The sequence below is a fragment of the Micromonospora sp. NPDC049175 genome (assembly GCF_043197345.1).
GTDB lineage: Bacteria > Actinomycetota > Actinomycetes > Mycobacteriales > Micromonosporaceae > Micromonospora.
The window spans coordinates 22,858-47,814 of record NZ_JBICSY010000011.1; the positions used below are offsets into that span (position 1 = coordinate 22,858).

Consider the following 24,957-nt stretch of genomic DNA (forward strand, 5'->3'; position numbering starts at 1 on the left):
ACCGCTCAGGCGGCAAGGGCAGCGTCCGGCCGGGGTGTGGCGGGCTGGGGCACGAGGGCAAGCTCACGCCGACGCTGCGACAGCACGTAGTGGATCGCCGGATGAGTGGCGCCGAACGCGAGAACGAACCGGTTGAGCCCCATGAACGCGCCGATGCCGAGGTGGAACGCCGTCATGGTGCCGAGGTAGGCGCGGGCGGCGGGCTTGGGAAGCACGTAGATGAGGGGGAATCCGAACTCGATGGCGATCGTGCCCCAGGACAGAACCTTGGACATCACCGGGTAGCGGGTCAGAAGCTTGTGCGCGTGCGGGTGCCCGTAGTTCTTCGTCCGGATCACTCCGGCGACGGCGTCCCCCTTCAGCCAGACCGGGGACACGACCTTCACCAATCCGGACGCGACGTAGGACAGCGATGTCTCCAGTGCCAGCGTCCGCATGGCGAGGTCGTCGGCCCGCTCCTGGTCGCGGATCAGGCCGGTGGTGGCCATCGTGGCGTTGATGACCAACTGCAACTGGTCGGCGCCGTCTCGGCCGAACGGCATGAGTTGGCCCTGCACGCTCTGGAGAAGGGCCAGCGTCGCGCCGCCCGCGATCCGCAGCGGCCGGTTCTTGGGCCAGATGAAGGTGGCCGCCGACAGTGCGGCCTGCGCCCCGAAGATCGTGTAGGGGAGCGCTCTGGACGCCAACACGCGGTGCAGCCCGGGGTGATCCTGTGCCATCGTCGGCTCGAAGGCATCGATCTGGCTCCCCAGCAGATCGCCCTTCGCGAAACGCTTGTGCTGGCTGAGCGTCTCCAACGCCGCGATGAACGTCCCCGCGGAGGCGATGCGGCGCGCGGTGGTGGCCGGGTCCAGCGCGTTGAGGAACGAGGCCACCCGGGTCAGACGACGGAACACAAAAAAACTCCTTCTGCTGGATTTGACTGCCAGACCTGGGCATCGCCGGCGGTGGTGGGGGCGCATTCCGCACCACCACCGCCGGCGATCTCCTCGTTCTCAGTCAGCGGTACTCAGTCTCCTTTCGGATCTCAGTAGGCGTTCCGTGCGACGTAGTTGTTGACGTTCGCCGCGAGCGCCGCCAACGCAGCACCGGCGAGCGCAGTGACCTCCGGGCAGGTAATGGTGAGGGGGGTGAACAAGACGGGTTCGGCGGTGCCGTCGAACGGAGAGACGATTTCGATCTGCGTGAGCATCCCCGGCGAGACGTCGGGCAGGATTTCGTTGGCGTAGTGGGCGACGAGAGACATGTGGATCCCTTCTTCCTGATCCTTGTTGGATCCCTTGGTGGTCCTTCCGAAAGACCAGTGACCGCTCCCCAGTGGGGCAGGACGCCCACTTCGGCTGGGGGTACCGCCCTCACAGCGCGTATGGCGGCCTGAGGACGGGGCTCTCAGCCGATGTGGCCTACTGTGCGGTGGCGGCTGCCGGAAGCGCGGAGGTCAGGGGAATGTGTTCGGAAGCGAACATCGGCTTCACCGTGTACTTCCCCTCATCCTCGGGGTGACCCTGCAGCATCATGAACTGGGTGTGGTCGGCGCCCGGCTCGTGCGGGACCTGGATCAGCAGGTAACGCTTCAAAAGCTGGTAGCCGGAGTTGGCGACGATGTGCGGCAGGTCGGCGGACGACTCATTGGCCGCCTTGACGGTGACCTGGAGCGCGTCGAAGATGACCTTGGGAACGCGGTTTGTCGCGTTCCAGAAGAGGCCGTACCAGGGCCGGTCCGGGACTAGCTCGATCTCTTTCCACTCAGTCGCCGTGCCGCTGGTGAGGTCACGGTAGAGCAGGTGCATGTCCGACACACCGGGATTGGGCCCGAAGAACCTCCAGTTGGGTGCCCGGAGGAGTCGCAGGGGTCCCCGCTCGAGCAGGTGGTCGAACCGTTGGTCGGGAAGCTGACCGGCGGCGGTGTTGACCAGCCACGCCGCGAGTCCGGTCGATAGCGCGGCATACAGGACACGTTGTCTGTTCACTCCCAACTCCCAGGGACGATCAGTTCGGCGAGTTGCTTGGCGTGTGTCTGCTCGGCAACGATCCCGATGTGGGTGGCGTCCTCGTACACGTGGTGCCAGGAGCGGTCCGACAGCTTCAGCATCCGTTCCTGCGACGCCCGGTGCTTCGCGATATTCGTGCCCTTCGTCGCCGTCGCCACCTGCAACGGGACCGCCAGCCTCTGCACGGGTGGGTAGGAGCGTGCGGCCATGTACTCGCGGTACGACGTGGTCCACGTGCGAGGCAAGGCGTGGTACTCGATGAGCCTGCTTTTGACCTCGTCGGCGTAATGCTCGCTGAACGCTCCTATCGGCCGTAGGACGTTGAGGCCGGTGGCGGCCCACAGGGATTCCAGCAGCAGGTGCTGCCGCGCCCACGAGTCGGGAAGCGTGCCGGCGAAGGCCTTCAGGTCGGTGATGATCGTGGGATCGACCATCACCACGTGCGACAACCCCGCACCGCCGCGCGACTCGGCGTACGCGGCGGCCAGGTAGCCGCCGAGGGAGTGCCCCACCAGCACCACCGGCAGCCCTTCGAGGTAGTGCCCACGCAGCTCGTCGACGATCTGGAACTGCTCCTCCAGGGTGGCCCCGGGTAGCGGGCTGCTGAGTCCGTGGCCAGGTCTGTTGTATCCGACGCAGGCGGCGTGCTCGGGCAGGTACTCACGCACCCAGGCCCACTCTTCGGGTGGAGAGCCGAGCCCGTTGAAGAAGACCACACCAAATGCGGCGTCCGTCGGACGCTTGTGATCGACCTCGACGAGACTGCCATCGGCACGACGCATCGTGGAAGACATCGCCATCCGCCGACGCCTACCGACAAACCGCGTCCGCGCACCGATCGCCCAACTGCTGGCGCACAGCGCCGCCACACCGATGGCGAATTTCCGTTCAAACGACAATGTCCGCACCGTCGGCACACCCCTTTCCTCCCGGCAAACGCCCTGCTCTGCGCGCGTCTCACCCCGTGGCCCCGGTGGTTGTCCAGCATCCGACCGGGTCCGTTACGCGGGCACATCACGTGCTCGCCGTCCCCTGGCGGTGGTTGTTGAACGGGGGTGATACCGATACTGCTTCCCGCCAACGGGCCGGAGCAACGGCAACCGACCGTCCCGGACAGACGCGAGCTGTCCCCGCTGATCAAAGCCGTGTCCGATCGTGTCTCGGACAGCAGGACGTGGCGGAAGTGTGCCGTTCCCTGGTGAGGTGGCCCCACCAGGATTGGCGTTCATGGGGCCCTGGGAGAGTGCGCCGTACGCGGCCGGAGGGCGCGCCAGGGGTCCAATCTGCGACCCAGCGGCGGGGGTGTACGAGCCGTCGCGGGCCGGCCAGGACCCAGACGGTGACCAGCATCCGAGGGTGTCGATAGACCCCCGCTATACCGCGTAGAGCCAGTATGTCCCGGACAGACTCGAACGCCGTTGGTTCCACGAGCCATCGAGAACCACGATGATCAAACACAGAGCGACGTCGACACGGGGGACGTATGACTCAGTATGGTGGAGGTCCGCCGAATCCGAATGGGGTCACCGAGCCGGGCGAGTTCACTGCCGCTCTCCGACAGTTGCGAGCCTGGGCAGACCTGTCATTCCGGCAGCTGGCCCAGCGGGCGGAGACCGCCGGTGAGGTGCTCCCGGCGAGCACGACCGCCTCGATGCTTGCCCGCGCCACCCTGCCCAGGAGCGACATCGTCGCGACGTTCGTCCGAGCCTGCGGGCTCGACGGCTCGGACGTCGCCAGGTGGGTCGCGACGCGCAACGCGCTCGCCGCCGCTCCGACCCGGTCGGATCACGCGGCACCCGTCATGCACGACGCGCCGCAGCCCACACCTGACGACGGACCCGTGCCGGCCATGCTGCCCCCCGACATCGCCGACTTCACCGGCCGCGAGGAGCAGGTGCCGTCGCTGCTCGAGCACCTGTCGGGCGCGACGCGTGCCGGCCAACACCACCACGCGCCGGTCATCGCGACGATCAGCGGCATGGGCGGCGTCGGTAAGACAGCCCTCGCCGTCCACGTTGCCCACCGGCTGTCCGAGACGTATACCGACGGTCAGCTGTACGTGAACCTGCGCGGCGCCGACACGTCGCCCTTGCAACCCGGTGACATCCTGGCCCGGTTTCTGCGCGCGCTGGGTGTGCCGAACCAGGGGATTCCGGCCGACGAGACCGAACGTGCCGAGCTGTACCGCACCCGCCTCGCCGGCCGTTCCGTGCTGCTGGTCCTGGACAACGCGGCAACGGAGAGCCAGGTCCGGCCCCTGCTGCCGGGCACGGCGACCTGCGCTGTCCTGGTGACCAGCCGGGCACGGCTGACAAGCATCGAGGGCGCCCACCGCGTCGACCTCGACGTGTTTTTACCGACGACGGCGATCCGGCTCCTGGCCCGCATCATCACCGACAAGCGGTTGACCGCTCAGCAGGCCGCAGCGGAGAGAATCATCGCGTTGTGCGGTGGGCTACCACTGGCAGTTCGCGTCGCCGGGGCGCGTCTCGCCGCCCGGCCCAGATGGCACCTCGGACACCTGGCGACGATGCTCGGCAACGAGCGCCGCCGTCTGGACCAGTTGGCGGCCGGTGACCTGGCGGTTCGCGCCTCGCTCGCGTTGAGCTACCAGGGGCTCGACCCCACGGCACGGCGGCTGTTCCGACTGCTCGGCCTCTTCGACCTGCCGGACTTTGCGGCCTGGTTCGCCGCGGCCATTCTGGACTCCGGGTTGGACCTGGGCGTCGAGCACGCCGAGGCGTTGGTGGATGCGCAGTTGCTGACCGCCGCCGGCACCGATGGGGCCGGACAGCAGCGCTACCGCTTCCACGACCTGGTACGGATCTTCGCTCGTGAACGCGCCGCTGTCGAGGAGACAGGTGAGTCGATCACGGCTGCGCTCACCAGCGGGTTCGGTGCCTGGCTGGCCCTCACCGAGCGGATGGCTGGACACATCCCGGGGCCGTGCTACGCGGCGATCAGCGGACCCACGGCGCGTCCGGCCACGGGCTGGGTCGACCGGTACACGCCGAGCATCGGCCCGGGCCTGTGGTTCGATGCCGAGAGGGCGGCACTGCTGTCCCTGATCCGGCAGGCGTGTCTGCTCGGCCTCGACGACGTGGCGTTCGACCTGGCCGGGTGCATGGAGAAGTACTTCGACGTGCGCGGCATGTACAGCGACTGGGTCGACACCAACACCGAGGTCATGTCCGCGTGCCGCGCGGCGGGCAACCTGCTCGGTGAGGCGGTCATGCTCCGCGGCCTGATCGACGTGACCACCTGGATCACCGGCGACGGCGACGGCGACGGCGACGCGATGTCCCGGCTGCACGACGAGGCGTTCCGGCTGTTGGACATGTTCACCCTCCTGGGCCACGAGCAGGGCATGAGCGACGCCGCCGTGATGTGCTCCTGGGCGCTCACCGCGACGGGCGACCGCCCCGCCGCGATCACCTATGCCACCCGTGCCCTCCAGTTGGCCAACCGGTCGGGGCACCCGGGGGGCCGGATCCGGGCCCGGTTGGCGATGTCGGTCGCCCACTACGAGCAGGGGCGGTTCGACGACGCGGCCGCTGGCCTGGCCGACGCCCTGGGCGAGGCGCGGGTCCTGGACAATCCGCGCTGGGTCGCGACCGTCCTCCAGTTCTCCGGCATCACCCATCGCGAGCTCGCCAACTTCGAGCGCAGCCACAGCATGCTGCAGGAGGCGCTGAGCATCTCGCGTCACTTCGGCGACACGTACACCGAGGTCCTGACGTTGCTCGCACTGGCTCGGCTGGACCTGCAGCGGGGTGATCCGGCAGCCGCGCGCGGCACCGCCGAGACATCGGCGCTGCTCAGCCGCAAATACCACATGGGCCACCACCTGGCGGAGGCGCTGCAGCTGCTGGGCGAGATCGAGATGGCCGACGGTTGCCCCGGACGGGCGGTCAACCACCTCGAGGAATCGGTAGCGATCTGGCGGACCCGCGGATGGCACTCCATGCAGGCCGCGGCGCTCACGAGTCTGGGCAAGGCGTACGCGCAGACTGAGCCGTCGGCCGCAGGACGGGCGTTCGAGGAAGCCGCTGCGATCTTTACCCGGCTCGGCAACACCGCCAAGCTCGCCGAGGTCCTCACGTACATCCCACCGCACGGCGTCGAGCGCCGTCGAGGTCAGTCGGCGCACACGCCGGCCTCCCCCGGGTATCGATCGCAATCGAGTGCCGCGGCGAAGTGGGCCGGGATCGCGTTGGGGGTGAGCGGGGACGCGGGCCGGGGTCGGTGATCGGAGCGTCGTCGAACTCGGCAGGCAGCTCGTGCTGCCGACCGAACAGCAGGTACGCCTCGCGCAACGCCGGTTGGAAGTGTCGTGGCCGGCAAAGCAGCAGCCACCGCGGGCCCGGCGTTGTTATCGGTATGAGGAATAGGCACATCCATGGACGCTGACCTCGATCGGGAGTTCAGCGATTTCGTCGCGGCCCGCTCGCACGCACTGTTCCGGACCGCGCTCGCCCTGACCGGGCACCGTCAGCAGGCCGAGGATCTGCTCCAGACCGTACTGACCAAGGGCGCCCGACACTGGGGGCGGATCCGCACCGGAAACCCCGAGGCGCTCGTGCTGCGCTACTTCGAAGACCGACCGGACGGCGAGATCGCGGAGATTCTGGGCTGCACCCAATCCACGGTACGCAGCCAGGCCGCACGGGCTCTCACCCGGCTGCGCGAACTCTGTCCCAGGCTCGACATCCTCACCACGAAGGAGGCGGCAGACCGATGAACCCGCACCTCACCAGCGCGCTCCGGACCGCATTCGAGGAACTGGCCGAGACCGCGCCCGCGCCGGTCGGGCTGGCCCAGGCCGCACTGGTCAGCGCCCGCCGGCAACGGGTCACCCGGCTGGCCGTCGGCGGTGGATTCGCGGCGGCGATCTGCGCCGCGCTGATCGGCGTGGTCGCCGTCATCGCCCCGCTCAGCGGTACGGCCGGCGACCAGGTCGCCGGTAGCGGGCTGAGGCCACTCGTGGTGACCGCGTACAGCGGCATCCGCGATCCGAAGATCGATGATCCGAGCCCGCACTTTCAGTACTCGCTCCTGCTGAACGCGAAGACCGGCCAGTACGACCGGCTGCCGTACCGCTATGCCATGCCGTCCCCTGACGGCAGCCAGGTGCTGGTCGCGACGGGTGACAACAGTCCACGCTATCCCACCCGGGCGGGCGTACTGGACCGGGCCAGCGGGAACGTACGGTGGATCGCCGACTCCGGCAGCACCAGCGACGCCCGCTTCCCCGGCTATTCGAACGACGGGCGCTGGTCGCCGGACGGGCAGCGCATCCTCTTCACCCACCTGCCGCGCACGGGTACGCCCGGCTTCGTGCTTGTGGATCCGGAGACGCTCACGACAACGTTCGTCCCACTGCCCGACCTGGCCGCGCAGAACGACCAGGCCACCGGCCTGATCTGGACGCCGGACAGCAACGGGCTCGCGCTGACGCTCTCCACGTCTGTCGACGAGCCCACGGTGGCCGGGATCCGCATCTACGACCTGGCTGGCAGAGTGGTGCGCACCGTTCCCGCCAGCGGCGGCCCGCTGGACGACGTCAGCTTCTCTCCGGACGGCGGGCAACTGGCGCTGGCGCCGTACTCCGACGGGGTGCGGCAGACTCCCGTCACGGTGGTCGATCCGGTCACCGGGGCGGTCCAGCACAGCTTCAGGGTGCCCCTTGCCGGCGGCCTGATCGGCTGGACGGACGACCAGCACCTGCTGATCCGCGTCTTCCACGACGCGGGCGGGATACCGGCATCGGACCAGCCCGCCCCGGTCCTCGGACCGGGTGATGACGAGTACGACCGCCTGCTCGTGGTCGACCTGACCGGTCGGGTGACCCACTCGATGCACCTACCGGCCGAGGACGCCGAACACCTCTTCGTCGGCTCCTCCGCCGGCCTGCCGAGCAGCGCCGCGAAGATCACCTTCTAAGCCGTGCTGGACCTCGCCATCGTCGACGAGGTCGGCCAGACCGGATCTATGCCGGCTCGCGCACGCCGCCGGCGTTGCCACCGTCGTCCGGCATCGGTTCGGCCGGGGCTTCGGGCAGATCGTCCGGCGCGCCGGGCAGAAGGTCGCCCGCGTCGTCGGGCACCGGTTCACGCGGGTCGATGGGTGGATACTGTTCGGGGTCGAGATCCGGTCCAGTCATCAGGTGAGTATCCGTCGTCTTCCGGACTGCCGCTCGTCGGGCCCGAGAGCCGGGCGGTGGAGCCAACGGCGTGTTGATCGGATCATCACCACTTGTTGAATAGACGCTGACAAATTTTGACCAGGCTTGGCAGCATGGCTATCACACACCGACGCCTCCTCGCCGCCACCCTCGTGGCCGCGCTGACCCTGCTCGCGGCCTGGACACCGGCACGCGGCGCGGAGCCCGCTCCGGCGCCCACCGCCACCGCGCCCAACATCATTTTCGTTCTCGTCGACGACCTCGCCTGGAACCTGGTGCAATACCTGCCGCAGGTGCAGCGACTACAGAGTGAAGGGGCGACCTTCACCAACTACACGGTGACCGACTCGCTGTGCTGCCCGTCCCGCTCGTCGATCCTCACCGGGCAGTTCCCGCACGACACCGGCGTCTTCACAAACGGTGGAGACGATGGCGGGTTCGCGGTCTTCAAGGGCCGGGGCAACGAGAACCGCACCTTCGCGACCGCCTTGCAGGCCAAGGGCTACCGAACCGGCTTCCTCGGCAAGTACCTCAACGGCTACCTGCCGGCGGACACCCAGGGAGGCGCGCTGCCGTACGTCCCACCCGGTTGGTCGGAGTGGTACGTGGCGGGCAACGGATACTCCGAGTACAACTACGACCTCAACGAGAACCACACGGTCGTCCACTACGGAAGCCAGCCGGCCGACTATCTGACAAACGTGCTGTCCCGCAAGGGCAAGGACTTCATCCAGCGCTCGGCGGCCGCCAACACACCCTTCCTGCTGGAGGTCTCGACCTTCGCCCCGCACAGCCCGTTCACACCGGCCAACCAAGACCTCGACGACTTCCCCGGCCTCACCGCCCCGCGCACCCCCGCGTACGACCGGCTGCCCACCAACCCGCCGTCCTGGCTGGCCGGCAACGCGCCGTTGACCACCCAGGAAAAGAGCACCCTGGACACGAACTTCCGCAAGCGTGCCCAGTCCGTGCAGGCCGTCGACCGACTGATCGGCAACCTGCGTACCCAACTCACCACGAGCGGCATCGCCGACAACACCTACGTGGTGTTCAGCTCCGACAACGGCTTCCACATGGGCGAGTACCGGCTGACCGGAGGCAAGCAAACCGCCTTCGACACCGACGTACGGGTCCCCCTCGTCGTCGCCGGACCGGGCGTCGTCCCCGGATCGCAACGTGCCGAGATCGTGCAGAACATCGACCTGGCACCAACCTTCCAGCGCATCGGGGCGGCAGACGTCGGCACGCAGGTCGACGGGCGTAACCTGCTTCCCCTGGCCCAGGGCGACGTGGCACCGAACTGGCGTACCGGGGCGTTGATCGAGCACCACGGCCCCAACCAGGCGGCCGACGACCCCGACGCCCAGGACCGGCGCAAGGGCAGCCCGGTCACCTACGAGGCCCTGCGGACGGCGACCTACACCTACGTCGAGTACTCGAACGGCGAACGGGAGTACTACGACCGGACCGTCGACCCCCACCAACTCAACAACATCGCCGCCGGGCTCTCGACAACCCGCCGGGCCGCACTACACGACGCACTCGCGGCGTACGTCGCCTGCCACAGCCACTCGGCGTGCTGGACGGCAGGTCACGTGCCGGCCTGACGGCGCATCATCGGCAACGGCCCTGACCTGCGGCCTCGCGCTGTCGCAGGCCAGGGCCGATCGCCGTCCTCGCCCGGCTGGGCGCAGGTGGCCGCCACACGAGCACGACGAGCCGTACCGCTTCGGGTTGGCGATTCACTCGACCGGTCGTCACCCAGTTGGTCACCCAGACGAGCGATTCACGCGTCGTCACAGGTCTTCATCGTCTTCGTCCGGTGGCAGGTCGGTCTGCCACCAGATCCGCATCAGGTACTGCTCGATGCCGGAGTGCTGCCGTTGCAGGTCGTCGATGCGCTCATCGTCGCCGTCAGTGCCCATCACCTGCAGAATCTCGTGGAATGCCCCGTCTGCCTGCTCACGCCCGCGATGAAAAAGCGCGACCGTATACCGGCCGAGCCCCCTTGGCGGTTCAATGCCAGAAATGACCGTGCCGAATATGTCGCCAACCTGCAGATTGCCGGTAGGACAGTCCAGGTCGAACGTCAGGGGCCCCGTCCACCCGGACGCGCTCAGGTCGTCATCGGGGGCCTCGTCCCAAATCTCCACGTCGGCTCGTACTTTTATGAGGTCTTGGGTCGCGACGATGTAGATCTCGTATCCGGTGCTCGCCGCCACATTCTTGATGGCCTCGCTGATAGCGGTCGCTGAGCCCACGGCGGCGTCGCAGTAGACGTCGCGGAGGACGACCATCCGGTAGTTCGGACTTAACGTCAGGCCATGGCGGCTGTGCCGGGTCGGCATGGTTGCTCTCCTACGAACGGTCGACAGCTCGATACCCTCACCCGGCAAACATCAGCACCCTCCGGCTCCGGGGAGGAGCCCGCTCACCGTGAGCGGGCTCCCGAACCGGATCAACCACCGAGCTGCAAACGCGCGGATCGCACGAATGGTGGCGTCGCCCATCCTCGACAAGCTCACTCGTGGGCGGCGGAAGCGTCGACGGGTTGCGGCTCAGATGCGTCGCCGTGGACCCCAGCCGGCGTCGGCCTCGCCGGGTGCGACCAGACCGTCCTGGTCGACGACGCCAGCCTGGAGCGGGTCAGCCGACAGCCCACCTGTCGGGCCCGCCGAGAGGGTGGGCCGCCCCCGCCTGGTGCGGCCCACCCGAGCCCGCCGTCCACAGCCGACGAAGACGCCCGACGGCCTCCGAGACGTCAGGCCGACGCCGCTGGCTGATACACGCAGTCGAGCGCACGCGCGACGTAGAGGCCGTGGTTGAGGTAGGTCAGGAGGGCATCGATGGTCCCGTTGTCGAGCGCCACCTGCGCGGCCGCCCGCACGTTGTCCCCAGCGTTTGGCATCGTCCGGTTCGCCGCGATCCGCAGATCCGTGGTCCAGGAGATCCGCAGGCCCGTCTTGAGGAACGCACGGAGATCATCCGCGGTGCCGTCCAGCCCCGCCTGGATCCTGCCGGGCAACGTGGTCAACGAGTCCCTGACCGCCGCGGCCATGATCTGGTTGGCAAGCACCCGCACCTCGGTGTCCGAGGCGGTATCGAGGTCGACCGTGACAAGCTCGCGAATATCCGCGAACAGCTTCAGGGACCCCGCGTCGAGCGCACGTGCGATGTACAGGCCGTGGTTGAGGTAGGTCAGGAGGGCATCGATGGTCCCGTTGTCGAGCGCCACCTGCGCGGCCGCCCGCACGTTGTCCCCAGCGTTTGGCATCGTCCGGTTCGCCGCGATCCGCAGATCCGTGGTCCAGGAGATCCGCAGGCCCGTCTTGAGGAACGCACGGAGATCATCCGCGGTGCCGTCCAGCCCCGCCTGGATCCTGCCGGGCAACGTGGTCAACGAGTCCCTGACCGCCGCGGCCATGATCTGGTTGGCAAGCACCCGCACCTCGGTGTCCGAGGCGGTATCGAGGTCGACCGTGACAAGCTCGCGAATGTCCGTGTACACGGTCGCTTGGCAGGATGTTTCGGTGAGCACGGTGGATCTGGTTTGAGCCACCGCCGATGTCGCCGGGGCCAGGAAGGCCAGTGCCAGGAGGACGCCAGCCGCAATCTTCAGTCGCATGTGGACTACTCTTTCCCCTCGCTCACGTGAACGATCTTCAGTGCGAAACATACAAGGTTTCCGAGAGCCGCATGGGCCCGTCGGTTGGCGGAACGCAGCCCGGGAGCAGCAGTCCCCGCCACTTCGCTGTGCACGAAGGGCAAGCCGGCAGTAGTGGTGCCCACGCATGAGTCGCACTGGTCATCGGGCGCCAGGGCCGAGAGGTGCGTCACGCGTCGATCATCGCAGTCAGGCACGCCCGTGCGAACAGCAAAACAACAGTGCGGGCCGCCGCTGGGCGGCCCGCACCGTTGTCTGCCGGAATGCTGGTGGGTGGGAGTTCCTGGGCTACAGGTCGGCCTTCGTCACGCGGGAGGATTCGTACGTCGTGGAGGCCTGGGGGGTGCCCGGCACGATGGAGACGTCCTTGACCAGCATGCCGGTCTTGGCGTCGATGGTCAGCACCTCGCTGCCCCCGCCGCCGAACATCTCGGGGCCGGCGGTGATCGTCAGCGTGGCCTTGCCGTGGGTGGTCGAGTTCACGACGCTGACCGCGGAGATGGTGGACAGCAGACGCAGCACACCGGCCCGGACCTGCGTGTTGCCGTCGCCGGCGGAGAGCGCTTGGGTGCTGTACGTCCACAGGGCGTTGTCGAAGTGCTGCTGAACGGCCTGAGGGCTGTACGGCTTCGGCGGGGCGTTGCCGCCCTTCTGCTTGATGATCACCTGGGCGGCCGCCTGCTGCTTGTCCCACACCGCCTTCTGCGCTGCAGGATCGAGGCCCACCAGCGGCTCCTTGGCTGCCTTGAGCATCTGGGTCCGGCCGTCGGCGGGGCTGCTGTCCGCCGCGGCGACGGCTGCCTCGAGGAGCGGAGCGTAGCCGCCGTCCGTCATCTGGTCCTGGTGACGGGCGATCGCACGCTTGATGTCCTGCACGCTGTTGCCCGTGTAGATCGCGTGACCGTCGGTGTACAGCGTGTAGACGACCTGCATGGTCTTGGTGCCGTGGACCTGCGTCGCCTTCACCAGCCACGCGTCGCCCGCCGGCGGGGTGACCGTCTTGATGGATCCGGCCAGGGTCATCAGCGGCGCGCGCTCGGCGGACTCCTCGACAGTGGTCGAGCCCGAGGCGGCGGCCGACGAATCCCTGCCGGCCTGCGTGCCCCCGGTCGCTGGCGGATTGAGCAGCACAGCGACGACTGCGGCCGCGGCGGCAACCCCCACCCCGGCGCCGATGCCCAATCGGCCCGCGATACCCATCCGGCGGCGGCGCTGAATCGCCGGGCTGGATTCGTGGTCCCGCGTGGTTGTCGTCGTCTCCATGGTTGAAGTCGCCTCCATAGTCGTGTCCTCCGCTGACGTCGCGCCCAGCAGCCGCACGGTTCCGGCGTCGGCCATAGCCGCCCGCAGCACCGCCCGCGCCCGCTGATACGCCTCCGGGCGCAGTGGTTCTGCGCTGCCCAACGCACCGACCAGATCGAGCTCGTCGGTCATCGGTGTCTCTCCTTCGTGCTGTTGCGGTCCTTCAGAAGCGCGGACACCCCCGGCGCGTCGCGCAATGCCGTCCTGGCCTGGCTCAGCAGCCGCCGCGCGGTGCCGGCCGGTATGCCGAGTGCCCGCGCGGCGTCGGCTGCGGTCAGGTCCTCCCAGGCGACGAGCCTCAGGACCTCCCGCTCTTCGGGTTTGAGCCGCGTCAGGGCCGACCGGAGCACCGCCCGGGCGTCCACGCCGAGGTCCACCGCCGACCACGGATCCCATCCAGTAGCCACGTCCGGCACGTCCGCGACCAGGTCCTCGGCCGGCCGGGACCGCCAGTGGCGCCGCAAGCGATTCAATGCCACCCCGTACAGCCACGGCCGCGCATCGTTGTACGACCGGTCGTACAACCGCCGCGACTCGAACGCCGCAACCCAAACCTCGCCCAGGAGGTCCTCAGCCGCATCCCGCCCCGCCCGACGAACGAGGTACGCACCGACGGCGGCCTCATGACGCTCGACCACCTCCACGAAGGCGTCGACATCGCCATCCAGCGACCGGCCTATCAAATCCGCATCCGAAGCCATGGCCCTCCTCGGCTAAGTCCGCGCTTCAACCTGTCATTGCCGATCAGGCGGGAAAGTGTTCAGGCACCGAGGATCCGGCGGCAAGCGGTCGCCCAACAGCGACCTCTGGTCGGCATGAGCGGCTGCGGCGCGGTAAGCGTTGGGCCCAAGCGTGGCGCCCAGGCCAGGGCCGAGGGCCGACGCGGAGGCAAGGAGCGACACCGCAGGCGTGGGCGCCCCCGGGTGCACCGTCAGACCGATGAACTTCTACGGCCCGGCACCGAGTTCGCACTCCGGTCGAGAGTACGTGCACTCAGGGAAAGCTGGGCATGCCTGCTCATCCATCGATAGTCGGTGATGGAGAGGATGGTTCGCATGCGAAGGACACTGATTGTGGTGACGGCCGTGATCCTGGGTCTGGTGTCGGCGAGCGGGCCGGCGGCGGCGCAGCAGCGGCCACGGGGGATCCCTGACCGGGTCATGTTGCAGCCGGACGATCTCGGCGGGGCCGTGCCGGGGCCGGTGGAGGACGGGCTGGTGTGGTCGCTGCTACCCCAGCCGTGCGCGGACACGCCAGTACCGCAGCCGGTCGTGAGCCGCACTGCGGCGGCCGATCTCGGTACCCGATTTCGGATCTACGAGAACGTCGCCCGGTATCGCGGCGACGGGGCACACGCGTACATCACCGAGCTGAAGGCGCAGCTCGCCCGGTGCGGGGCGGGCGGCGACGAGGAGGGCTTCGACCCGGTCGCCGAGGACCACCTCGGACCGGACACGGTGCTGTTCCTCGGCACCTACGACGAGGGCGACCACTACGTCGGCTACGTCGCCGCCGCGGTTGGCCACTACGTGGTGGTGGTCATGATGTCGGACTCGTACCTGGGGGTGGCCGACCTGACCACGTTGAACGGGCTGGGCAGCGCCGCGATCAGCCGAGCGGCTGCGTGACGCGCAGAGGCCGGCCCTCTCGGGAGGGCCGGCCTCTGGCCACGGGCAGCGTGACCGGGCGATGAGGGTGCCCAGACTGGCGAAGCTGCCGTAAGGCATCGCCCCACAGGTCGCTCAGTCGATGGGTGAACGCGGTGCTACGCCGGCTCCGGCATCCTGTCATCGGCTACTTGTTCCATTGACCTGCAACCGTGGTGGGTGCGGCCTCGAAGGGGTCGGGGATCGCCGTTTACGATTCGGGGTGTGCCGACGTATGAGCAGCTGACGGAGCTGAGTCGTCTGCGAGACCCGTCTACCCTGCTGTTCGGCGCACGGTCCGGCGCGCCGGCGGCGGGCGAGCGGGGCCGCCGCGAAGCGGTCGAGCACTGGGCGTTCCTCGCGGGCCGTGACGGCTACACGGTCACACCGCTGGACACCGACTCGGGGCATGGCGCTGCAACATACTGCGGTGATGTGAATGTCGACGGGCTGGTTTACCAGGTACACCGAGGGCCACGCCGACGAATCCTTCAGACGTGGATGGACAGCGAGGGCGACTGGCAGGCTCAGTTCGTGCTTGACGACGCGATCTGGGCGGTACCCGTACCGCCGCAGCCGGAGCCGACCGACTGCCGGTGGTGCGCGGACGGCCCGCCGGACACGCTCCGGATGGCTGATTCCGGCCTGGTCGAGGGCATCTTCTCGGTTTGGGTTGCCGAGCACCCTGATGGCACCGGACGCGGGATCGTCATCCAGCAAGATCCTGATGACGATGAGCCCAACGTCGTGTGCTTCGAGCCCGCTCACGCTGTGGCGGAGGCTGGCCTTCGGGGGTGGGCGCTGTCCGACAACGAGCTGGCCCTGCAATTCACCCAGGACGCTGCCAGCGATGTGGACGTACTCGATTCCGATGGTTGGCTGCGGTTCCAGCTCGCGGTGAAGCCAGCGGCGCGCCGCGATCTGCGTGCTGGCCTGGAGAAGATACGGAAGCTGCCCACCTGATGGCCACGCACGGCCGTGCGTGCGCACCTCGCGGCGCCAGGTGCCGGCCTGCTGCTAGAACCGCGCGGGTCGCCAGGACGACCCGGCGATCTTCGGCGGTATGACCAGCGTGGGGATGATGGCGTGCCAGGCGCCGGGAGGAAGCGCCAAGGTGGCGCACACCTCGCCCGCCAATTCATCGGGACTACGCGACCGGACATCGATGTATAGCAGGTCTGTCACTGTGACGATCGGTGCCCCGTGAACGGGGGGGCACACGAGCGATGTTGGGGCAGCTCGCGGCGATGCCACCGGGCGGCCTGCAGTGCATCGGCTATCGTTCGCAGGTGTCGACGATCGAGCCGTATCGCATCTCCGTCGAGCCCGAAGTGCTTGTTGACCTGCGTGAGCGCATCGGCCGCACGCGCTGGCCGCAGGCACCGCTGGAGCCAGGATGGGAGTCCGGCACCGAGCCGGGTTACCTGCGCGAGCTGCTGAGCCAGTGGCAGGATTTCGATTGGCCGGCCTTCGAGAAGACGCTCAACGAGCTGCCGCACTACCGGTTCGAGGGTACGCATTTCGTCCACGCCCGCGGCCGGGGGCCGGACCCGCTACCTATCGTGCTCACCCACGGCTGGCCCGGCAGTTTCCTGGAATACCGCGACCTCATCCCACTGCTCACCGAGCCCGACGACCCGGCCGACGCCTTCGACGTGGTGGTGCCGTCGCTGCCGGGGTTCGGGTTCTCCGACTGGCCAGTGTCCCCGGGCGTGGTCAACGCCGTCGTCGCGGACCGCTGGCATCGGCTGATGACCGAGGGCCTCGGCTACCGCACGTTCGCCGCCCACGGCAGCGACCTCGGCGCGGGCGTCACCACGCAGCTCGCCAAGCTGCATCCGAGGAGCGTCACCGGCATCCTCCTGAGCGCCACGGCGATGCCGCGGCCGCAGCAGCCGTGGAGCGACGCGGAGCAGCGGTACCTCGCCTGGATGGACGAGTGGCAAGCCGCCGAGGGCGCTTACGCACATCAACACGCGACGAAACCCCAAACCTTGGGGTACGGGTTGACCGACTCCCCTGCCGGGCTGGCCGGCTGGATCGTCGAGAAGTACCGCGACTGGTCGGACAGTCACGGCGACGTCGACGCACGGATCGGCCGTGCACACCTCCTCGCGACGCTCACGCTCTACTGGGCCACAGGCACCATTACGCCATCGATCCGGATGTACTACGAGCACCGCCGGCAACCCACGCCGGTGACCGAGCGAATCCCGGTGCCGGCCGGGTTCGCGCTCTTCCCCAACGAGTTCGTACCGCTGCCTAAGCCGCCGCGTGAGCTGGCCGAGCGTTTCTACCAGGTCGAGCGCTGGACCGAGCTGCCGCGCGGCGGACATTTCCCGGCTATCGAGGAGCCGCGGCTGCTCGCCGAGGAGCTGCGAGCGTTCTTCCGCCCGCTGCGCGCACAGCGTGACCCGTTCGCGCAGCGCTCTGACATCAACTGATGGCAACGCTGGCACGCCGCCCTGCAGATTAGCGAGCCCTACACCGCCGCCTGCAAGGAGATCGCGGGCCACGACGTGCACCACCGTCCAATCCTGACCGAGGCCATGCAGGACGGCGTGGTTAGCGCAGCTTCCCGCATGGGCGGCGACTGACCGTCAGGCCCTGGATCACTTCGCGGCACGGAACGCAACGAGGTGGGCTGCCACGTCCCGACACAGCACCGTCACCTGGGTACATGACCTCCATGGCGGCCCAGACGGAGAACCAGCCGCGCCGCTCCCCATCTGCTCCCGATGTAAGCGGCACATACAGCGAAGCCCGTTACCGACTATTCCGGCAACGGGCTACTGACCTGCACAACTGAGAGTGGGCGATGCTGGTATCGAACCAGCGACCTCTTCGGTGTGAAACAGGACGCCGCACCGGCTCTGACCTGCAATAACGTGGAGCCGCAGGCAGGGGTGGGTGCAGTTGAGCGCCGTTCGATGCCGTTGGACGCAGTTCAAAGCCGTTCAGGGCACCCCGCTGCTCCCAACCTGCTCCCCCAACCCGGCTCGCACCGGCTCGCCGACCGCTGACCGCTGACCGCTGACCGCTGACCGCTGACCGCTCGTAAACTGCCGGCCAGTGCTTTGGCTGGCACCAGCGCTGGCCTCCCTTAGCCGCATCGGTTGATCGGGAAGTACGCTCATGATCGCCGCGCATTGTCAGCGGCATGAGCGGTCATTGTCGGTGGAGGCTCGTGGACGCCCTCAAGGCACGTGACGGCGCCAGTGCTGTCTGGGCGTAGGTTCACCGGGTGACCGTGTACGACATCGCCGCCAAACTGCCCACCATCGACGTGCTACGGGACCGCTGCAAGGCACTCGCCGTGCTGGAGTGCATCGTCGACGGCGGCGAACCCTACTACGCCTACACCCGCTCTTGGGGCGACGACGAGGCGGCGCTGATGAACAACGGCAGCGGCGACGAGTGGACTGTCGTGTTCACCGCAGACGGCGCATTCATCCGCGTGTTCGACCATGAGTCGGCGATGACGCCCTATCTCGATCCGGACCATGAGCTGTGGCCGGGACTGCTCGACGGCATCCCGGCGGTGTTCCGCCCGCAGATCGAGGAACCAGCATTCGGCGACGAGGAGGGCCAGTTCGTCGCCACCGCTGTACTGTGGCGACTCTCCGGCGACGACCGCTGGCGCGCCGGCGAAGCCATCACGTTCCCCCCACTCCGCGGACCGTACGACGACAACGCCCCGGACGGCTCTGACCTGCTCGAGGTCCTGCTCGACGACATCGTCGATCGGTACGTCACCTTCGCCGAGGACTACTACGAGATCGAGGTCGACCCGACCGTGGTCGAACACGTCGTCGCGCACCGTCCGCTTACTGACGTCGTTGTGCAAGCTTTGAAGCCGGAAGCAACCGTTGCCGGGCTGCACCAGGACGTCGCCGCGATTGGATATCCGATCGGGGCGGCCTGACATCAAGCACACCTGGACCGCCTCGGCAGCACGCTGCTCGCTCGGTATCCGGTCGGTCGGCCAGATCACGCGGATCGCGGCAGAAGAGTGAACTCGATCCTGCTTGCCAGGCGCCAGCGCAGTGGCACGTGGGGGGCTTGCGGAACCATATACCTTGGCAAAGGCCTATTCACCGTCGATGGATCGGGGGCCGAGGCCATGAGCTTCCCAACGCCGCCGCAGTTTCCTCCGCCCCCACCGCCTTCGCCGCAGGCACAGACACGGCCGCGACGGCTCGGGCTGCTGTTCGGTGGCGTGGCCCTGGCCTTTCTGCTGATCTGCGTGACCAGCGCGCTCATCATGGTGCCCCGTCTCACCGGCAAGCCCGGTGACAAGGAGGAGCGAGCCACCGAGGCGCAGGCGGCAGCGAACACCGCCGATCAGCAGCTGAGGCAGGCGGCTGAGCGGCTGCTCACCACGCCGGCGGTTCGCTACCGGGGATCGTTCACCGGACCAGACGGCGACAGCATCAGCATGGACGTCCAGGTCACCAATGAAGGCACGGTGCGAGGCAAGCTGGCCATCGGAGGCCAGACCGCCGAAATCCTGGACCTGAGCGATCGAACATTCCTCCAGGTTGGTGCCGCGTTCTGGCGCGAGGCCGGGCTCACCGACGGGCGCGAAAACGCCTTCGCCAACCGGTGGGTGCGGGTAGCCGGCGACCTCTTCGGATTCGACTTCGGTGACGTCCTGGCGCCCGCTCTGCTCGCCACCGGCATGGTGCCGAGCATCGAGGGAAACGGCTACCCGCAACAGGAGGAGTCGCTAGAACTCGGCGTGCTCACCTCGGTGGACGGCGTTGAGGCACGAGCGGTGATCCTCAACGGTGTCACGTACCTGATCAGCACGACCGAACCGAAACAGCTGCTGGGCGTGAGCACCACCCTGGTGGCCGACGGGGGAAACGGCTTCCAGACGATCGCGCACCGAGTCAGCGACGTCGAGTTGCGCGCTAAGTTGCAGGTCCTCACCGACGACCAGCGGCAAATGCTGTTCAACGAGGTGGAACGCCAGATGGGCGTCCTGGCGCGGTCCCTTGACAGCATCGTCCAGGTGTCGCTCACCGGCAACGTGACCCTCAGCCCCTGCAACACCAGCGGCTGCACCGCGAACCTGAAGCTCCGTAGCAGGGTGACGTCGGCATCGAAGTACGTGACGGTCGGTAAGCAAGTTACCGTCGAGGTGAGCATCACCATGACGTTGAGCGGCAAGCCGGTGCATACCTGCCCGCAACCACAAATCCTGTCCATGAAGCCGAAGGACACCGCCACCATCAAGTGCCGCGCGTCCTACTACATTCCGCCGTCCCGAAGACCCAAGACCTACCAGGTGTACGCCTCGTACACGGCGATCGCCCGGGCGGTCACCACGGCGGACACCAAGAAGATGGCCGCGGACCTCGCTGACGAGCTCAAACGCAACGGCGCGTTGGGCGTCAAGCCGGCGGACAAGCCTCACGAGTACCTGCCAACCGGCGCGAATCCGCCCACCCTGAATACCCGTCAGCAGCAGGCGAAGACCCGTGTCGAACAACTCGCGAAGCAGGCCTGCAAAGACGTGCAGCGGTGGCCCGGGGAGTCACCGCAGCACTGGGGCGACCGGGTGCATAAACGACTCGCGGAACTCGTCGGTGCGGAACCGGCCTCGGCCAACCTGTTCGCGGAGGTCGGCTACCGAGGCGGTCGTCTCGCCAGCAGGTGGAAGAACCCGGTCACCGGGCGGGAGGGCTGGGAGAAGGATGCCAAGGCGCCGGATGTCGTGCTCGGCGTCAACGAACTGCGACCGGAACTCTTCCTCGACCTGAAGACCGGCGCCAAAGGGCTCGAGACCAAGTGGTATGGGGACCTGCAGAACCAGCTCCCGGCAAGGTATAGAAACGTTACGGCGATCACGGTTCGATGCTGAGAAGGGGATGAGCACGTGGATGTCGGCAGGTGGGAGAAGGCCGTCGACACGTACCTGCTACCCGCTCTGGGTGACGGCTGGCGTGCCGCAGAGGGCCGGTTGGTGCGAGGGACTGTCGGCTGGACCGCACAGACTGTGCAGCCGCTACCACCACTGCACCGACGGCCCAACTTCCAGGTGGAGGTAGTCGTCTGGTTGCTAGCGGTGCCGGTCGCCGACAGCTACACGTGCGCACGGCGGCTAGACGGGGTGTTCCCTGAGCCGGACACCCTGGCCGGCTACGAACCGGTGATGGCGGGCATCCGGGAGGTCATTCTGAGGGAGGGCGTTCCGTTTCTGGACCGTTACGGGGATGTGGAGGGCTTCCTGGCGTACCGGCGAGAGTGGGAAGCCCAGGACGCGGAGCGTGGCCTGACCGACCCCGACATGGTTGCGTCTGAGGAACTCGCCTACCTGCATGTGATCCGCGGTGACTGGGACGCGGCGCTGGCCGCGGCAGCGCTGGCTGAGAAGGCCGGTGAACTGAACCGTTCTCGCCCGCACCCGGTCGCCTGGGAGGATGAGATCCTCGAACGCGTTCGCGCGGTGATTGCCCTCGGCCCGGACGGTGCCCGCGAGGCCCTCGCGCGCAACGCGGTAATGACGGCGGCGGCACTCTCATCGACATGAGCGGATGCCGCCCTACCGCCTCTGCGGGGACGCCAAACGCTGACGCCTTCGGATCCGCCGAAAAGGGTCGCCAGCCTGAAGGGCCTGCTCAGGACATTGCCCGTGGGATCGGTGTCTCAGATGACGGACCTGCGGCGGACCTCAGCCCGCTGACTCACGACGCTGGTTGGGGAGCCCGTGCAGTCGGGTGCGCACCACCAGGTCGTTCAGGGCGTCCACGACTGCCGGATCTACGCGCTCGGGCAACACCGAGATGTCCCGGGCCGTCTCCAACTCGGCGCGCAGCCGCGACACGTCGGTGGCGAGCCATCCTGCAACGCCCGCGGGGAGCGGGCCATGCTCGGCCTCCCGTTTGGCGGCAATGAGATCCGGTACGTACGACAACCTCGTTCCGAGCACGGCAAGGTTCGTCTCTACGCGGCCGGTCCGCATCAGGTGGATCCCGGTAAGCAGGACCCGCAGCGTGTACAGCGCCGGCTTAAGCTGCCCGGTCTTGGCGTACAACTTCTCCTGCGTGGCGGCGAAGCCGAGGTAGTGGTGCGCATGGTGACGGGTGACCAGCCGCCGGGCCAAGGAAATGAGTTCGGCGTGCACCGCGGTGGTCACAACCACCAGCGGTGACAACAGCTGCTCCAGAACGTACCCGTTGCGGCTGTTCAACAGCTTGACGAACTTCAGCAGATCGTGGCTGACCACGTCCAACTCGACGTCGTCGCGCACGCCCATGTGCTGCAACGTCTGCGGACCGGTGCGCAACCCGACGACTTCCTCGGGCGAGAGCAGGTGCACGGCCCGCAGGTCCAGATCGGAGTCGATGGACGCGAATCCGTACAGATGCGCGCCGCTGACGGTGGCGAACAGCAGCGGACGGGGCAGGGCGCAGGCCGCCTCGGCAGCCCACGGCGGCACCTCGGTGGTCACTACAGGTTCCTTTCCCGTACAGCCGCGAGCAGCCGATCCACGTCAACCCGGTCGGGCTGATCAGGCAACGCGGTGCTTGCGGTCGCGTCGGAGAGCTCAACAAGTAGGTCCGCCGCCCACGCGGCGACCTCATCCCAGGGCAACTCGCCGCGCCGCACCGCGAGCAGCCGGTCACGCAGGTGACGAACGTCGACCAGCACCTCCCCGGTACGCAGCACGTGCGCTCCGGCGACCAGCAGCCGGATCATGTGCATGGCCTGCTTGTGGTTCGTCTCGCCGGTGCGCTCACGGCGGGCCGCCACTCGGTTGAGCTGATCCCGGGCGTAGTTGCCGTAGGTCTCAGCCACCCGCCTCGACAGAAACGCCTGCCGTGCCGCCAGCAACCACTCCCCGTCGGCGGTGACCGTCTCGACTAGCGGGGACCAGAGCACCTCCAGGACTGTCGGGTTGCCCTGCAGGGCCAGGACGCAGAAGCGTTCGAACTCCCAGGAGAACTGCTCCACCGCCGGACCGTCGAGGTGAGTGGGCGGCTTGTCGAGGTGCCAGAACGCCCGTGTGGGCGCTACATAGACGCCACGCCGGTCGTAGTCGGAGTCCCGGTCATGCAGCCCGTACGCCCGCGAGCCGACCACAACGGCGAGAACCGTATGCCGCTCGACAAGATCGATCACGCCCGGGACGCTACCCAATCACCGCCCTGCACGCGCCACCCTTTTCGAGCACTCCGCGTCCGTGAGGTTCGGCTCTTCGACGAAGAAGACCTCATGGTGGTCCGGCCAGACTGCGACCTAGGCCCGTACTCGTCGCCGTAGAGCACGGATCTCGGCATGGGCGGACATCGCCGGAGTGACAACCGGGACCGCCAGTGCTGACGCCTTCGGACCTGCCGAAGAGGTCACCAGCCTGTATGGCCTGGTCACGGCGCTGCCCGTGGGATCGGCGTCTCAGATGACGGAACCATGACGGACTCCAGCCGGCTCGTCGGCAATGCCTTTCATCGACCTGCAGCAAACCTAGAGGCGTGATGTCAGGCGACCCGAGACACCGGCCGGCGCCAGCCATCCCGGAACGACACTCCCGACCACTTCGATCTCTACTGGGAGGTCACGCCGCACCGCTCGACCTCCATCACCGCAGGTCAAAGCCCCTCGCCTCTGTCCGCCGTCGGTGAGCACTTCGGACGCGGAGACCTCTTCGCCAACCTGCACCCAATCTGCTCCCAGTTGCAAGGCCGGGCCACCCGACAGCTCCTTACCGCTATAACCTGCGCGTACTTTCCTGCCAGGAAACATAGAGGACTGTCGACTGCCGCCCGAAAGCTCTGAGCACTCCGCGGTGAAACAGGACGCTCCACCCACTCTGAGCTGCGCAAACGTGGAGCCGCAGGTAGGGGCGGGTGCAGTTGGGCGACATTCGACGCCGTTGGGTGCAGTTCGAGGCCGTTCAGTGCGCCCGACTGCTCCCAACCTGCTCCCCCTAGATCGGGCTCGCACGGCCGGCCGCTCGTGAACTGCCGGCCCAGTGCTTTTGGTTGGCGTCAGCGCTGCCTCCCGCAGCCGCATCGGTCGAGCTCACCTCGGCGTGGTCGAGATGTCGATCGTGGTGAGGTGGCCTTTGCCGATGGCGTGTACCAGGGATCGACCGTTGGGAAGTAGCCGGTCGATGCGTGCCGGCAGTCGCACGCAAGCGGCGATGTCCCCGGCCCCGTTCACCATGATGAGTTGGTTACCGGCACGGACGAAGAGTGCACCTCCGGAGACAGGGACACCCTCACTGGTAGCACCGGGCGGGAGATGCGTCACCTCTGTACGGACCCCGCAGTCGAGATCGATGATCGTGACGCCGGTGTCTTCGGCCAGCCACAGCGTTCGACCTGTGAGGATCGGCGGCAGCGATGGCAGGTCACGCTCGTGCCGCCACAGGATCTCCACGCCGCTGGCTGGGTGCAGGGCCATGACGGTGCGGCTACCGCTGAGAAAGGCGATGCGGCCGTCTTCGCCGGCGCTAAAGGCGATGCCGGAGTCGGGAAAGCGCACCGGCGCCGGCAGCGACCACTGACCTCTGGTAGCGCCGGTTTGAGCGTCCAACAGCAGCAGTGCCGCCTCACTGGCAGTCGCGATGAGGATCGCATCGGTCGTGCAGCCCCGCTCCAGGTCCAGCCGTAGGGGCAGCGGCCAGGCCAGGCTGCTGTCCGGCGCGGGTCCCGGGAACTGGCCCGGAAGAAGCTCGCCGTTCGCCAGATCCACCCGTATCAGCGGACGGTATCCGCGCCACCCGCCCAGGAAAGCGACAGATCCACTAACACTGATGTGGTGGCGCAGACGCAGCATCGGTGTCGACCACGTCCGCTGCCCGCTGTGCAAGTCGAAACAATGCAGGACCCCAGCCTGACTCAGATAGAGACAGCGTTCCCCCGCGATAACGGTAGTGCCCCAGCAGTCCTCAACGCCCTGCTCCCATAACGGTGCTCCGGTCTGGGGGTCCAGTCGAACCAGACGCGAGTGCCGCTCCGCTACGACAAGGGCGCCGGACGCCGCCGCCAACGCCACCGCGCTCGAGCGCAGGTGCAGAAGCCGCGACCACAGCACCTTCAGCGGTTGATCCACGATGCCTAGTGTCGCGCACGAACCCGAGGGTCTAGCGGCACGCCGTTACGCCAGGACGGCAAGCCTGGCGAGCAGGCCATCGATGGCACCCCCGCTCATCGGCAG

General features: G+C 67.8%; 22 protein-coding genes. 10 read left to right on the plus strand and 12 right to left on the minus strand.

Going from position 1 to position 24,957, the window contains the following annotated elements; translation table 11 throughout:
* Positions 1-5: 5 nt before the first annotated feature.
* From ACGFH8_RS30850 to ACGFH8_RS30865, 4 genes are all read right to left on the minus strand, one after another.
* Positions 6-896, minus strand: a complete 891-nt coding sequence (locus tag ACGFH8_RS30850; protein ID WP_393374092.1) for a hypothetical protein — start codon at positions 894-896, stop codon at positions 6-8.
* A 131-nt stretch (positions 897-1,027) separates the two neighbouring features.
* On the minus strand, positions 1,028-1,246 hold the full coding sequence (locus ACGFH8_RS30855; protein WP_393374095.1) for a linaridin-like RiPP: 219 nt from the start codon (positions 1,244-1,246) through the stop codon (positions 1,028-1,030).
* A gap of 157 nt (positions 1,247-1,403) precedes the next feature.
* Positions 1,404-1,970: a hypothetical protein gene (locus ACGFH8_RS30860; RefSeq protein ID WP_393374097.1), complete on the minus strand. Its 567-nt coding sequence runs from the start codon at positions 1,968-1,970 to the stop codon at positions 1,404-1,406.
* Positions 1,967-2,791, minus strand: a complete 825-nt coding sequence (locus ACGFH8_RS30865; protein WP_393374100.1) for an alpha/beta hydrolase — start codon at positions 2,789-2,791, stop codon at positions 1,967-1,969. The genes ACGFH8_RS30860 and ACGFH8_RS30865 overlap by 4 nt, the downstream gene beginning before the upstream one ends.
* 683 nt (positions 2,792-3,474) lie before the next feature.
* Between ACGFH8_RS30865 and ACGFH8_RS30870 the strand changes: the two genes are divergently transcribed.
* The 3 genes from ACGFH8_RS30870 to ACGFH8_RS30880 all read left to right on the plus strand — a co-directional run bounded on the left by ACGFH8_RS30870 (position 3,475) and on the right by ACGFH8_RS30880 (position 7,934).
* Positions 3,475-6,240, plus strand: a complete 2,766-nt coding sequence (locus ACGFH8_RS30870) for an ATP-binding protein (protein ID WP_393374103.1) — start codon at positions 3,475-3,477, stop codon at positions 6,238-6,240.
* 150 nt (positions 6,241-6,390) lie between these two features.
* A complete protein-coding gene (locus tag ACGFH8_RS30875) occupies positions 6,391-6,732 on the plus strand; it encodes a sigma factor-like helix-turn-helix DNA-binding protein (RefSeq protein WP_393374105.1) in 342 nt (113 codons plus the stop codon).
* Positions 6,729-7,934: a hypothetical protein gene (locus tag ACGFH8_RS30880; protein WP_393374107.1), complete on the plus strand. Its 1,206-nt coding sequence runs from the start codon at positions 6,729-6,731 to the stop codon at positions 7,932-7,934. Before ACGFH8_RS30875 ends, ACGFH8_RS30880 begins: the two co-directional genes overlap by 4 nt.
* A 46-nt stretch (positions 7,935-7,980) precedes the next feature.
* On the opposite strand, the gene ACGFH8_RS30885 is transcribed toward ACGFH8_RS30880, so the two are convergent.
* Entirely contained in the window at positions 7,981-8,154 is a 174-nt protein-coding gene (locus ACGFH8_RS30885; protein ID WP_393374109.1) for a hypothetical protein, read from the minus strand.
* Between the two features lie 134 nt (positions 8,155-8,288).
* On the opposite strand from ACGFH8_RS30885, the gene ACGFH8_RS30890 reads away from it, so the two are divergent.
* Positions 8,289-9,782, plus strand: coding sequence for a sulfatase (locus tag ACGFH8_RS30890; RefSeq protein ID WP_393374112.1), 1,494 nt, complete (start codon positions 8,289-8,291; stop codon positions 9,780-9,782).
* Positions 9,783-9,971: 189 nt separating this feature from the next.
* Here ACGFH8_RS30890 and ACGFH8_RS30895 read toward each other — a convergent pair whose 3' ends face one another.
* From ACGFH8_RS30895 to ACGFH8_RS30910, 4 genes are all read right to left on the minus strand, one after another.
* Positions 9,972-10,523 (minus strand): hypothetical protein, encoded by a 552-nt coding sequence (locus ACGFH8_RS30895; RefSeq protein WP_393374115.1) that lies wholly within the window; start codon positions 10,521-10,523, stop codon positions 9,972-9,974.
* A 413-nt stretch (positions 10,524-10,936) separates the two neighbouring features.
* Entirely contained in the window at positions 10,937-11,851 is a 915-nt protein-coding gene (locus ACGFH8_RS30900) for an ALF repeat-containing protein (RefSeq protein WP_393374118.1), read from the minus strand.
* A 276-nt stretch (positions 11,852-12,127) separates the two neighbouring features.
* Positions 12,128-13,273, minus strand: a complete 1,146-nt coding sequence (locus tag ACGFH8_RS30905) for a hypothetical protein (RefSeq protein ID WP_393374120.1) — start codon at positions 13,271-13,273, stop codon at positions 12,128-12,130.
* Complete coding sequence (locus ACGFH8_RS30910) at positions 13,270-13,842, minus strand: RNA polymerase sigma factor (protein ID WP_393374122.1); 573 nt, start codon at positions 13,840-13,842, stop codon at positions 13,270-13,272. Before ACGFH8_RS30910 ends, ACGFH8_RS30905 begins: the two co-directional genes overlap by 4 nt.
* Positions 13,843-14,196: 354 nt before the next feature.
* Between ACGFH8_RS30910 and ACGFH8_RS30915 the strand changes: the two genes are divergently transcribed.
* The 6 genes from ACGFH8_RS30915 (at position 14,197) to ACGFH8_RS30940 (ending at position 21,325) form a co-directional block, all read left to right on the plus strand.
* Positions 14,197-14,769, plus strand: a complete 573-nt coding sequence (locus ACGFH8_RS30915; RefSeq protein ID WP_393374124.1) for a hypothetical protein — start codon at positions 14,197-14,199, stop codon at positions 14,767-14,769.
* A 243-nt stretch (positions 14,770-15,012) separates the two neighbouring features.
* Entirely contained in the window at positions 15,013-15,750 is a 738-nt protein-coding gene (locus tag ACGFH8_RS30920) for a hypothetical protein (RefSeq protein ID WP_393374127.1), read from the plus strand.
* Between the two features lie 326 nt (positions 15,751-16,076).
* Positions 16,077-17,231 carry an epoxide hydrolase family protein gene (locus ACGFH8_RS30925; RefSeq protein WP_393374130.1) on the plus strand — a complete coding sequence of 385 codons (1,155 nt, stop codon included), beginning with the start codon at positions 16,077-16,079 and terminating at the stop codon, positions 17,229-17,231.
* An 800-nt stretch (positions 17,232-18,031) separates the two neighbouring features.
* Positions 18,032-18,712, plus strand: coding sequence for a hypothetical protein (locus ACGFH8_RS30930; RefSeq protein ID WP_393374132.1), 681 nt, complete (start codon positions 18,032-18,034; stop codon positions 18,710-18,712).
* A gap of 198 nt (positions 18,713-18,910) precedes the next feature.
* Positions 18,911-20,656, plus strand: coding sequence for a hypothetical protein (locus ACGFH8_RS30935; RefSeq protein WP_393374135.1), 1,746 nt, complete (start codon positions 18,911-18,913; stop codon positions 20,654-20,656).
* A 15-nt stretch (positions 20,657-20,671) separates the two neighbouring features.
* Entirely contained in the window at positions 20,672-21,325 is a 654-nt protein-coding gene (locus tag ACGFH8_RS30940; RefSeq protein WP_393374138.1) for a hypothetical protein, read from the plus strand.
* Between the two features lie 141 nt (positions 21,326-21,466).
* Here ACGFH8_RS30940 and ACGFH8_RS30945 read toward each other — a convergent pair whose 3' ends face one another.
* From ACGFH8_RS30945 to ACGFH8_RS30955, 3 genes are all read right to left on the minus strand, one after another.
* Positions 21,467-22,246, minus strand: a complete 780-nt coding sequence (locus ACGFH8_RS30945) for a DNA polymerase beta superfamily protein (RefSeq protein ID WP_393374140.1) — start codon at positions 22,244-22,246, stop codon at positions 21,467-21,469.
* A complete protein-coding gene (locus ACGFH8_RS30950) occupies positions 22,246-22,917 on the minus strand; it encodes a DNA polymerase beta superfamily protein (protein ID WP_393374142.1) in 672 nt (223 codons plus the stop codon). Before ACGFH8_RS30950 ends, ACGFH8_RS30945 begins: the two co-directional genes overlap by 1 nt.
* Before the next feature lie 900 nt (positions 22,918-23,817).
* Positions 23,818-24,852, minus strand: a complete 1,035-nt coding sequence (locus ACGFH8_RS30955) for a PQQ-binding-like beta-propeller repeat protein (protein WP_393374144.1) — start codon at positions 24,850-24,852, stop codon at positions 23,818-23,820.
* Between the last annotated feature and the right edge of the window lie 105 nt (positions 24,853-24,957).

Coding starts and splice junctions, on each gene's coding strand:
- ACGFH8_RS30855 (WP_393374095.1), bottom strand. CDS start 1,246: ATGTCTCTCGTCGCCCACTACGCCAACGAAATCCTGCCCGACGTCTCG.
- ACGFH8_RS30865 (WP_393374100.1), bottom strand. CDS start 2,791: ATGGCGATGTCTTCCACGATGCGTCGTGCCGATGGCAGTCTCGTCGAG.
- ACGFH8_RS30870 (WP_393374103.1), top strand. CDS start 3,475: ATGACTCAGTATGGTGGAGGTCCGCCGAATCCGAATGGGGTCACCGAG.
- ACGFH8_RS30875 (WP_393374105.1), top strand. CDS start 6,391: ATGGACGCTGACCTCGATCGGGAGTTCAGCGATTTCGTCGCGGCCCGC.
- ACGFH8_RS30880 (WP_393374107.1), top strand. CDS start 6,729: ATGAACCCGCACCTCACCAGCGCGCTCCGGACCGCATTCGAGGAACTG.
- ACGFH8_RS30885 (WP_393374109.1), bottom strand. CDS start 8,154: ATGACTGGACCGGATCTCGACCCCGAACAGTATCCACCCATCGACCCG.
- ACGFH8_RS30890 (WP_393374112.1), top strand. CDS start 8,289: ATGGCTATCACACACCGACGCCTCCTCGCCGCCACCCTCGTGGCCGCG.
- ACGFH8_RS30895 (WP_393374115.1), bottom strand. CDS start 10,523: ATGCCGACCCGGCACAGCCGCCATGGCCTGACGTTAAGTCCGAACTAC.
- ACGFH8_RS30900 (WP_393374118.1), bottom strand. CDS start 11,851: ATGTTTCGCACTGAAGATCGTTCACGTGAGCGAGGGGAAAGAGTAGTC.
- ACGFH8_RS30905 (WP_393374120.1), bottom strand. CDS start 13,273: ATGACCGACGAGCTCGATCTGGTCGGTGCGTTGGGCAGCGCAGAACCA.
- ACGFH8_RS30910 (WP_393374122.1), bottom strand. CDS start 13,842: ATGGCTTCGGATGCGGATTTGATAGGCCGGTCGCTGGATGGCGATGTC.
- ACGFH8_RS30915 (WP_393374124.1), top strand. CDS start 14,197: ATGCGAAGGACACTGATTGTGGTGACGGCCGTGATCCTGGGTCTGGTG.
- ACGFH8_RS30935 (WP_393374135.1), top strand. CDS start 18,911: ATGAGCTTCCCAACGCCGCCGCAGTTTCCTCCGCCCCCACCGCCTTCG.